We start from the raw sequence: 11,441 nt of genomic DNA, 5'->3' as shown, positions 1-11,441 counted from the left end.
TTCACGTCAGGGGCCGCGGCCCTCACGGGTGTGGAGGCGGTCGCGAACGGTGTGCCCGCCTTCCGGCGGCCGAAGTCCAAGAACGCCGCCACCACGCTGCTCCTGCTGGGCGGGATCTCGACCGTCATGCTCACGAGCGTGCTCGGGCTCGCGAACGCCACCGGGGTTCGGTTCGTCGAGGACCCCGCCACGCAGCTGCACGTCGACGGCGGAGCGGTGCCTGAGGGCTACCAGCAGGACCCGGTCATCGGCCAGGTCGCCCAAGCCGTGTTCGGCGGCTTCCCGCCGATGTTCTACCTGGTGACCGCGACCACCGGGCTGATCCTGTTGCTCGCCGCCAACACTGCCTTCAACGGCTTCCCGGTGCTCGGCAGCATCCTCGCCCGCGATGGTTACCTGCCGCGGCAGCTGCACACCCGGGGCGACCGGCTCGCGTTCTCGAACGGGATTCTCATCCTGGCGTGTGCTGCGATCGTGCTGATCTGGCTGTTCGACGCGCAGGTGACGGCCCTGATCCAGCTGTACATCGTGGGTGTGTTCGTCTCGTTCACGTTGGGTCAGCTGGGCATGGTGCGGCACTGGAACCGGGAGCTGAACACGGTCCGGACCCCCCGAGAGCGGTCGCGCACGAAGCGCTCGAGGGCGATCAACGCGTTCGGCTTCGTGCTCACCGGCGTGGTGCTGGTGGTGGTGTTGATCACCAAGACCACGCAGGGTGCCTGGATCACGATCGCGCTCATGGTCGTGCTGTTCGTGCTCATGCGAGGGATCCGACGGCACTACGACAAGGTCGCTGCCGAGCTGGCGCTGGACGATCTCGACGACGCCAAGGCCTTGCCCGCGCGGGTGCACGCGATCGTGCTCGTGTCCAAGGTCCACAAGCCGACGATGCGCGCGCTCGCCTACGCGAGGGCGACGCGACCCTCGACGCTGCAGGCGATCACGGTCGCGGTGAGCGTCGAAGACTCTTCTGCGACCCGGGAGGCATGGGACGCTGCAGGGATCCCGCTGCCGCTGACCGTGCTTGACTCTCCTTTCCGAGAGATCACCCGGCCTGTGCTCGAGTACGTACGGTCGCTACGCCGCTCGTCGCCCCGCGACCTGGTGGTCGTCTACATCCCTGAATACGTCGTCGGACATTGGTGGGAGCAGTTGTTGCACAACCAGAGCGCACTTCGCCTCAAGGCCAGGCTGCTGTTCACACCTGGCGTGGTGGTGGCGTCGGTGCCGTGGCAGCTCGACTCCTCGGAGGCGGTGCGCGGTGGCCGCTGAGGACACACCGGAGAACCTGATTCTCGACGTCGGTCCCGCCGTGCACGGCGGGCACTGCCTCGCGCGGCACGAGGGGCGCGTGGTGTTCGTGCGCCACGCGATCCCGGGAGAGCGGGCGCGGGTGCACCTGACCGAGCAGCGCCGCAAGGGCTACTGGCGCGGCGACGCCGTCGAGATCTTGGACGTCTCACCCGACCGCGTGCCCAGCGTGTGGCCTGAGGCCGGTCCGGGCGGTGTGGGTGGCGGAGAGCTGGCGCACGTCAGGCCCGAGGCACAGCGAACCTGGAAGCGCGACGTGCTGCTCGACGCGCTCACCCGCATCGGCAAGCTCGACACCGAGGATCCGCTCCTCGAGGCGCTGACGGTCGAGGCCGTGCCCGGCAACGCCGACGGGCTCGGCACCCGCACCCGGATCGAGCTGACCACCGACGGCGCAGGCCGCGCGGGGATGTTCCGTCACCGCACGCACGAGGTCGTGGCGCTGCGTGAGATGCCGCTCGCGGTGCCGGAGATCGCCGGACTCGACCTGCTCGGTCGCACCTGGGAGCCCGGCGTGCGGATCGATGCCGTGGCACCCAGCGACGGCGACCCGGTCGTGCTGGTGAACGGCCGACCGTGGCGTGGTGGCCGCACCCACGTGCGGGAGCGAGTCGCGGCAGCCGAATCGGAGTACCGGTATCGGCTCGCTGCGCACGGGTTCTGGCAGATCCACCGTGCTGCACCGACCACCTTGGTCGACGCGGTCCTTGCCGCGGCGCAGCTCAACCCCGGCAGCAGCGTCATCGATGCCTACTCCGGCGCCGGCCTGCTCAGCCTGCCCCTCGCCGATGCGGTTGGACCGAACGGTTTCGTCCTCGCGATCGAGGCCGACCAGCAAGCAAGTCGCGATGCCCGCCGGAATGCGCACGGACTCGACCAGCTCGAGCTCCGCACAGGCGAGGTCGCGCCTACCCTCGCCGGCGTCGAGAGGCGACCGGACGCCGTCGTGCTCGACCCACCGCGCGCCGGTGCCGGACCCGACGTGCTCAACCGACTGGCAGAGCTGGGAACGCCGCGAGTCGTCTACGTGGCCTGCGATCCCGCCGCCCTCGCGCGAGACATCCGTACGACGCTCGACCTCGGTTACCGGCTCGAGGCGCTGCGCGCCTTCGACCTGTTCCCGCACACGCACCACGTCGAGGCGCTCGCGACGCTCGTGCGGTGACCGGTCAGAGCCGGCGCTGCCTCCGGCGCCTGCGCGGACGCGCCCACCGCTCGACGCACCGGACCGAGAGATGCTCGTGCTGGGCACCTGGCTGCCCGAGCGAGCGGGCTGTGTGGGCACGGGTGCTCTGGCACCGGGGATCGTTGGAGCGGGCCGGAGAGTGTGCTCTCAGGGAGCTCTCTCGTCCGGCCCGCCCGCGGCCGTTCCCCTCCGAACGTCTCATCGCCCGCCGGGGGAGATGCAGCGGGCCCGACCCCACTGCACCTCCCGATCCGGCGAGCTCGCCCACCGACGAGTACAGCGGTGCGGGCGGAGCCGAAGCTGCGACGCCGCGACAACCATGTGCCGTCCTCTCTTCTCGGTGTGACGTGCCTGAGAGACGGCTCGGGGCATCGGTCATGACGCGCATCCGTGTGTGATCCGCATCACGGCCGGGAATCGGACATACTTTCGTCCCGTGCAGCCAGCCACCGCCGTAGCCTCGCCGCCCGGCCTCTCCTCCGCCGACGTCGCCGCTCGCGTGGCCGCGGGGAAGGTGAACGTCACCGACGACACCTCCTCCCGCAGCCTCTGGGCGATCATCCGCGGCAACCTCTTCACGCTCTTCAACGCGATCCTCGGCGTGGCCCTCGTGGTCGTGCTGTCGGTGGGCGCGTGGAAGGACGCGGTCTTCGGGTTCGTGTTGCTGTTCAACACACTGATCGGCGCTGTGACCGAGTACCGCGCCAAGCGCACGCTGGACCGGCTGGCCATCCTCAACGAGGCGGAGGTCACGGCGATCCGCGACGGCGCGGAGCACCGGGTCCCGATCCGTGAGGTCGTGCTCGACGACGTGTTGAGGCTGTCGCTGGGCGATCAGGTCCCGGCCGACGGCGAGGTGCTGACCTCCGCCGGCCTCGAGGTCGACGAGTCGATGCTCACCGGTGAGAGTGAGCCTGTCGACAAGGTGACGGGCGACCCGGTGCTCTCCGGTTCGGCGGTGGTGGCCGGCTCGGCCGTGGTGCGTGCCACCAAGGTCGGCCCGGACGCCTACGCCCAGAAGATCACGGCTCAGGCCAAGCAGTTCTCCCTCGTGGGCTCCGAGCTGCGCAGCGGCATCAACAAGGTGCTCGTGGTGATCTCCTGGGTGATCGTGCCGATCGCGTTCCTGCTGTTCTGGAGCCAGATCCGGAACGTGGGCGGCTGGCAGATCGCGTTCTCCGGCGATGGCTGGCGGGACGCGGTGGTGCAGGCGATCGCGGGCATCGTCGGGATGGTCCCCGAGGGGCTGGTGCTGCTGACGTCGATCAACTTCGCGCTGGCTGCGGTCATCCTGGCCCGCCGCAAGGTGCTGGTGCAGGAGCTGCCGGCGGTCGAGGTGCTGGCGCGCGTGGACGTGCTGTGCCTCGACAAGACGGGCACGATCACCGATGGCTCCGTGGAGCTGGATGAGCTCGTGGAACTGGAGGGGGTCCCGGGGGCACGCGAGCTGCTCGCCACGTTGGCGCGCGAGCCCGGTGCGTCCCCGACCGCCGCCGCGATCGCTCCCGGGCTACAGGACGTGCCCTCGGTCGCCCAGCAGGAGGTGGTCCCGTTCAGCTCGGCGCGCAAGTGGAGCGGGCACCAGGCCGAGTCGGGCGCCTGGGTGCTCGGCGCACCCGAGGTGCTGCTCGCCTCGCGAGGGGCCGACGACGCCGTGCTGGCCCGGGTGCGTGAGGTCGCCACGAGCGGGGCCCGGGTACTGCTCCTGGCGCACGTGTCCGAGGGCGAGCTCGTGGGGGAGTCGTTGCCCGACGACGTGCGTCCCGCGTTGCTCGCGGTGCTGCGCGAGCGGGTGCGACCGGATGCGGCGCAGACACTCGAGTACTTCGCCGCCCAGGACGTCGAGGTCAAGGTGATCTCCGGTGACAACCCCGCGACCGTGGGTTCGATCGCGGAGTCGGTCGGACTGGAGGGTGGTGCTGAGAGTGTCGACGCGCGCACCCTGCCCGAGGACCGGGAGTCGCTGCGCGAACCGATCCGCACAAGCCGGGTGTTCGGGCGCGTGACGCCCGAGCAGAAACGCGCGTTCGTGCACGCGCTCCAGGACGATGGCCGTACGGTGGCGATGACCGGTGACGGCGTCAACGATGCGCTCGCCCTCAAGGACGCCGATCTCGGCATCGCGATGGGCAACGGCGCTGCCGCCACCAAGGCCGTGGCGCGGGTGGTGCTGCTCGACGGCCGGTTCTCGACGCTGCCAGGGGTGGTGGCCGAGGGCCGCCGCGTGATCGCGAACATGGAGCGCGTCGCTGCCCTGTTCCTCACCAAGACCACGTACGCCGTGCTGTTGGCCGTGGTGGTCGCACTGGTCGCGTGGCCGTACCCGTTCCTGCCGCGGCACCTCACCCTGGTCGGCGCGCTGACCATCGGTACCCCGGCGTTCTTCCTCGCACTCGCACCGAACAACCAGCGGTACCGGCAAGGGTTCCTCGATCGCGTGCTGCAGCTCGCGGTGCCCTGCGGGCTGATCTGTGGCTCCGGCGTGCTGGTGGTGTACGGCACGCTGCACCTACGCGGTGAGGAGCTGCAGGCGAGCACCGGCGCCACACTGACGCTGATCCTCATGGCGCTGTGGCTCCTGGGCATCCTTGCGCGCCCGTGGAACTGGTGGCGCTTGACGCTGGTCGGGGTGATGGCGCTGGGTGCGGTGCTCGCGGTCGCGGTGCCGTTCGTGCGGGAGTTCTTCGCGCTGGAGTGGCCGACCGGCGAGACGGCTCAACTGATCGTCGTGGTCGGTGTGATCGGTGCCGCTCTCATCGAGGTGGTCTACCGGCTTCGAGAGCGGCGGCTCGCACGGGCGGAAGCGCCTCGCCCGGCACCCGGACAGGTCGGAGTGGACGCCTCAACCGACCGCGCGTCGCGGTGATCGGTGCCACGCTGGAGCTGAGGTGACCTGATAAGATATCTCGACATCGAGATAAATTACGGAAGTCAAGTCCGACGAAAATGGCGAGCGACGCCGTCGGGCGGGAATGACGGGATGGAGCAGCAGTGAGCGCGGTGAACAGCTTCGGGGCCAAGGGCACGCTCGAGGTCGGCGAGAACAGCTACGAGATCTACCGGCTGGGCGCCGTCGAGGGGCTGGAGAAGCTCCCGTACTCGCTCAAGGTCCTGGCCGAGAACCTGCTGCGGACCGAGGACGGTGCGAACATCACCGCCGACCACGTGAACGCTCTGGCCGGGTGGGACCCGACGGCCCAGCCCAGCACCGAGATCCAGTTCACGCCCGCGCGCGTGGTGATGCAGGACTTCACCGGTGTGCCGTGCGTCGTGGACCTCGCCACGATGCGTGAGGCGATGGCCGAACTCGGCGGTGACGCGAGCGTGATCAACCCGCTCGCCCCCGCGGAGCTGGTGATCGACCACTCGGTGCAGATCGACGTCTTCGGCCGCTCGGACGCCTTCCAGCGCAACGTCGAGATCGAGTACGAGCGCAACCACGAGCGCTACCAGTTCCTGCGCTGGGGCCAGACGGCGTTCGACGACTTCAAGGTAGTCCCGCCCGGCACCGGGATCGTGCACCAGGTCAACATCGAGTACCTCGCCCGCGTGGTCATGATCCGCGACGGGAAGGCCTACCCGGACACCTGCGTGGGCACCGACTCGCACACCACCATGGTCAACGGGCTCGGCGTGCTCGGCTGGGGCGTCGGCGGCATCGAGGCCGAGGCCGCGATGCTCGGTCAGCCGGTGTCGATGCTGATCCCGCGCGTGGTCGGCTTCAAGCTCAGCGGCGACATCCCCGCCGGCGTCACCGCGACCGACGTAGTTCTGACGATCACCCAGATGCTGCGCCAGCACGGCGTGGTCGGCAAGTTCGTGGAGTTCTACGGCGAGGGCGTGGCCCGCGTGCCACTGGCCAACCGCGCCACCATCGGGAACATGAGTCCCGAGTTCGGCTCCACCGCGGCGATCTTCCCGATCGACGACATCACGCTCGACTACCTGCGCCTGACCGGTCGCAGCGACGAGCAGGTGGCGCTCGTGGAGGCGTACGCCAAGGAGCAGGGCTTGTGGCTCGACCCGCACGCCGACGGCTACACCGAGCCGATGTTCTCCTAGTACCTCGAGCTCGACCTGTCCACGGTGGTGCCCTCGATCGCCGGACCGAAGCGGCCGCAGGACCGGATCGAGCTGTCGCACGCCAAGTCCGCGTTCCAGCGTGACGTGCTCGTGTACGCCCCGCAGCTCGCCAACGGCGTGGACGAGGCCGAGAAGGAGTCCTTCCCGGCCTCCGACAGCCCCGCCGTGGGTGCGCAGGTACGCCCGACCTTCCCGGTGACCACACCCGAGGGGAGCACCTACGAGCTGTTCCACGGTGCGGTGGCGATCGCCTCGATCACCTCGTGCACGAACACCTCGAACCCGAGCGTGATGATGGCAGCCGGCCTGCTCGCCAAGAACGCCGTGGACAAGGGCCTGGTCAGCAAGCCGTGGGTGAAGACCTCGATGGCGCCCGGATCCCAGGTGGTGACCAACTACTACGAGAAGGCCGGCCTGTGGCCGTACCTGGAGAAGCTCGGCTTCCACCTCGTGGGTTACGGCTGCACCACCTGCATCGGCAACTCCGGGCCGCTTCCGGACGAGGTCAGCCAGGTCGTCAACGAGCACGACCTCGCGGTCGCCTCGGTACTCTCCGGCAACCGCAACTTCGAGGGCCGGATCAATCCCGACGTCAAGATGAACTACCTGGCGTCGCCACCGCTCGTCATCGCGTACGCGCTCGCCGGCACCATGGAGTTCGATTTCGAGCACGAACCGCTCGGCCACAGCGAGGACGGCTCCCCGGTGTTTCTGCGCGACATCTGGCCCAGCGCCGACGACGTGCAGGCCACGATCGACAGCTCGATCACCCGCGAGATGTTCACCGCCGACTACGCGGACGTCTACGCCGGCGACGAGCAGTGGCGCGGCCTGGACACCCCCGAGGGCGAGGTGTTCGCCTGGGACGACGCCTCGACCTACGTGCGCAAGCCTCCGTACTTCGAGGGCATGACGATGGAGACCGCTCCGGTCACCGACATCGCCGGTGCGCGGGTGCTCGCCAAGCTGGGCGACTCGGTCACCACCGACCACATCTCGCCGGCCGGGTCGATCAAGCCCGACTCGCCCGCGGGCCGGTACCTCGCCGAGAACGGTGTGGAGCGCCGGGACTTCAACTCCTACGGTTCCCGCCGCGGCAACCACGAGGTGATGATCCGAGGCACGTTCGCCAACATCCGGCTGCGCAACCAGCTGCTCGACGGCGTCGAGGGGGGCTTCACGAAGAACCTCCTCACCGGTGAGCAGACGTCGATCTACGACGCCGCGCAGGCCTACGCCGCCGAGAACATCCCACTGGTGGTGCTCGGCGGCAAGGAGTACGGCTCCGGTTCCTCACGCGACTGGGCCGCCAAGGGCACGGCGCTGCTGGGGGTACGTGCGGTCATCACCGAGAGCTTTGAGCGGATCCACCGGTCGAACCTCATCGGCATGGGTGTGCTCCCGCTGCAGTTCCCGGCGGGGGAGAGCGCCGAATCGCTGGGGCTCGACGGCACCGAGACCTTCGACATCGCGGGCGTGACCGAGCTCAACGAGGGGAGCACCCCGGGCACCGTCAAGGTGACCGCCACGAAGGGCGACGGGACGCTCGTGGAGTTCGACGCCGTCGTCCGTATCGACACCCCCGGTGAGGCGGACTACTACCGCAACGGCGGCATCCTGCAGTACGTGCTCAGGTCGCTGGTCTCCGCGTGAGACCGCCGCGGACGTGACCGCGCCCCCGGTCGAGGAGGCAGGCTGTCCCCGTGACTGACGGGGGCGCCCTGCCGACCGGGCGGATGGCGGTCTTCTCCGGCGGCCGGGCACCGACGACCCTCGGGATCCTGCTGGTTATCACCTCGGTCGCGTTCGAGGGGATGGGCGTCGGCACGGCGATGCCGGACGTGATGGCCGACGTCGGCTCGCTGGAGACCTACGCGTGGCCGTTCGTGTCGTTCCTCGCGTCTTCGGTGCTGGCGACCGTGCTCGGCGGACGCTGGGCCGATGCGCGGGGTCCGGCCGGGCCGCTGGTCGCGGGCGTCACGGCGTTCGCGGCCGGGCTCGTTGTGGCCGGCACAGCGAGCACGCTCGAGTTGTTGCTGGTCGGTCGTGTGCTGCAGGGACTGGGCGCGGGTGCGCTGACGGTCGCGATCTTCGTACTCGTGGCGTTGGTGTATCCGGCGAGCCTGCGCCCCGCCGTGTTCGGCTGGACGGCGACCGCCTGGGTGCTGCCGTCGTTGCTGGGGCCGCCGGCCGCGGCCTACATCACGGAGACATGGTCGTGGCACTGGGTGTTCTTGGCGATCGCGCCGATCGCGGTGCTGGCGCTGGTGATGATGGCGACGGCGCTGCGACGGGCGGGCAGCGAGCGCCCGGTTCGTGAGGAGCAGGCGCCAGGCAACGGCGGCCGATGGCTGCTGATCGCGGCCCCGGGTGCCGCCGTGGGCGTGGCTGCGCTGAGCTGGGCCGGTGAGCGACCAGGCTTGGCTGTGCTGCCGGTGGTCATCATCGCGCTCGTGGTGCTCGTGCCCTCGGTCCTGCAACTTGTGCCGCGCGGCACGCTGATCGCCTCACGCGGCGTGGCCACGGCGGTGCTGGCCCGCGGGCTGCTCGCAGGCTCGTTCTTCGCGATGAACGCGTTCCTGCCGCTCATGCTCACCGACCTGTACGACTGGACCCTGCGGGCGGCCGGTGGCGTGCTGATCGCAGGATCGCTCGGCTGGTCGGCAGCGTCGACCTGGCAGGGCGGCCGCCCGCACGTGCCGCGGCAGCTGCTGCTGCGCATCGGCTTCGGGCTGCTCGCCGTCAGTGTGGTGATCGTGGCCCTGGTGACCGTCGGACTGCTGCCGCCCGTGGTCACTGTGCTGGCGCAGGTGGTCGGTGGGCTGGGCATGGGGCTCGGCATGCCGGCGGTCTCGCTGCTCGTGATGGGGCACTCGGCCCACGGCGAGGTCGGCTTCAACACTGCCGCAGCACAGATCCTCGACAACCTCACGACCGCGCTGCTCATCGCCGTGGGCGGTGCGCTCTCGGCGGTGCTCGCGCTGCAGGGCGGCTACACCACGCTGCTGGCCGGCCTGGTTGCCGTCGCCGTGGTCGGGGCGCTGCTGGCGCCGAGATCGGCGCTGCCGGCTCCGGCCACAGATCCGGCCTGACTGCCCCGGGGATCAGTCGATCCGCACGAGCACCTTGCCTGAGGCGTCGGAGTCGGCGGCCACGGCGAATCCGTCGAGGACGTCGTCGAGTGCGCGCTCGTGCGTGATCACCTGCTCGATCGACGGCGTCGCGGCGAGCATGGCAATCGCCTGGTCGATCTCGTCGTCGTAGCGGAACGTGCCGCGGAGCTGGATCTCCTTGCTGACGATCGGCGCGAGGTTGACCGGCCGGTCCTCGTTCGGCACGTTGCCGACCTGCACGAGGCTGCCGCCACGAGCGCACGCGCGGAGCAGTGCGTTCAGGGTCTGGGGGAGACCGGCGCACTCGAGGACGATGTCGAACCGGGACTCGGGGAGCGTCTCGGCGGAGACGTCGATGGCCTCGGTGACGCCGAGCGTGCGGGCACGGTCCAGCGGGCCGGGCCGCACGTCCGCGCACCACACCTCGGAGGCGCCGGCAGCCAGCGCACCGGCGGCTGCGAGCAGACCGATCGGTCCCGACCCGGACACGAGCACGGAACGCCCCTCGACGCCGCCGGCGACCGTGATCGCGTGCAGCCCCACCGCCAACGGCTCCACGAGCGCGGCCCGGCGGAGCGGAAGTCCCCCCGGCAGCGGCCTGACCTGATCCGCCGTGACGACGAGGTGCTCCGCCATCGCGCCCTGGGTGTGAGGCGACGTGGAGGCGCTGCCGAGGAAGGTGCCGCCCGGCCACGTGGGGCGTGGCCCTTGCCCAGGTGGCCCCCAGGTCGCGGGGTGGACGGTCACCGGGGTCCCGGGTGCCCATCGTCCGGAGGGATCGAGGTCCACTGTCCCGGACATCTCGTGGCCGGGGATCAGCGGCTCGACGATCCTGAAGATGCCCGCCGCGCCGTCAGAGAAGTAGTGCAGGTCGGAGCCGCAGATGCCCACGTAGGCCGGCCGGAGCCGAACCTGGCCGGGCTCGGGGAGGAGATCGGGGAGCTCCTCGAGCCGGAGGTCTCGTCTGCCGTGGATCCTCGCTGCGCGCACAACTCGGCAACTTACCTCGTCGCAGGACCCCGAGGTCAGCAGCACGCCAGCGGATGCGAGTGCCGCCAGCGGGGTGAGGAGCGTGGCGGCTGCGCCACGGACCAACCACCGGGGTGGGGCACGTGTGGGGGGCCGACCGCCAGTCGAAGGTGTCGCTCGTCGCACGAGGCCCCCGGGTTCCCGGTGGTCTTGAGCCTGACGGAGAGGGCCGCGAACGCGGTCTTCGATGGTGTGAAGACCGCGATGGTTGTCCGCCACGCCATTGACCACGAATACGTGCCAGCCGGACGTGATCCCGTAGGCGTCGGCGCCGCAGTACCAGGATCCACCACTGTCCCCCAGCTGCACGCCATGCGGTCGGTCGCGAACACCATCTGGCAGGACGCCACCGTGTGGTTGACATACGTGCCGCACCGGTTCTGTCCGTCTACCTGCGCACAGGTCGTGCCGCGGATCTTCCCGAGCGTGCACACGTTCGTCCACTGGCTGGTGGTGGTGGCGTTCGTAGAGCCAGTCGTCGTCGGTGTTGTCCAACGTGTCGGAGCAGCTGCTGAACCCCGGCGTTGCCGCGCGCTTCATCACCGATCCTCACGGGAGCCCATTCGGGCCCTGAAGCGTGACTGGTGTGCCGTTTCGGCACCTCTGTCACGCCGAAGGCCACCGTGGCGTGACTGGCGTGCCGACATGGCAGCTGAGTCACGCCGCCGCGGGCCTGGGCGAGGCCCAGCGTCGAGGAAGGGACACCAACGGCACGCCAG

General features: G+C 70.0%; 5 protein-coding genes and 1 pseudogene. 5 read left to right on the top strand and 1 reads right to left on the bottom strand.

Annotated features, from left to right (window positions below):
• The 5 genes and pseudogenes from ACOJSN_RS19435 to ACOJSN_RS19415 form a co-directional block, all read left to right on the top strand.
• Positions 1–1,272: APC family permease (locus ACOJSN_RS19435; protein ID WP_420114137.1), on the top strand; the 1,272-nt coding region annotated here is incomplete at its 5' end.
• The gene (locus ACOJSN_RS19430) at positions 1,262–2,476 is read left to right on the top strand and encodes a class I SAM-dependent RNA methyltransferase (protein WP_420114136.1); all 1,215 of its coding nucleotides are present in this window, start codon (positions 1,262–1,264) and stop codon (positions 2,474–2,476) included. The genes ACOJSN_RS19435 and ACOJSN_RS19430, both read left to right, overlap by 11 nt.
• 457 nt (positions 2,477–2,933) lie before the next feature.
• A complete protein-coding gene (locus ACOJSN_RS19425) occupies positions 2,934–5,363 on the top strand; it encodes an HAD-IC family P-type ATPase (protein WP_420114135.1) in 2,430 nt (809 codons plus the stop codon).
• Between the two features lie 125 nt (positions 5,364–5,488).
• A pseudogene (gene acnA, locus ACOJSN_RS19420) lies at positions 5,489–8,233 on the top strand (aconitate hydratase AcnA).
• Positions 8,234–8,283: 50 nt separating this feature from the next.
• A complete protein-coding gene (locus tag ACOJSN_RS19415; protein WP_420114134.1) occupies positions 8,284–9,672 on the top strand; it encodes an MFS transporter in 1,389 nt (462 codons plus the stop codon).
• Positions 9,673–9,684: 12 nt separating this feature from the next.
• On the opposite strand, the gene ACOJSN_RS19410 is transcribed toward ACOJSN_RS19415, so the two are convergent.
• Positions 9,685–10,683, bottom strand: coding sequence for a zinc-binding dehydrogenase (locus ACOJSN_RS19410; RefSeq protein ID WP_420114133.1), 999 nt, complete (start codon positions 10,681–10,683; stop codon positions 9,685–9,687).
• Positions 10,684–11,441: the final 758 nt, after the last annotated feature.

The organism is Pseudactinotalea sp. (genome assembly GCF_048594945.1).
Taxonomy (GTDB): Bacteria; Actinomycetota; Actinomycetes; order Actinomycetales; family Beutenbergiaceae; genus Pseudactinotalea.
Note: the sequence above shows the minus strand (reverse complement) of the source record. Positions and strands in the feature narration are given on the sequence as shown.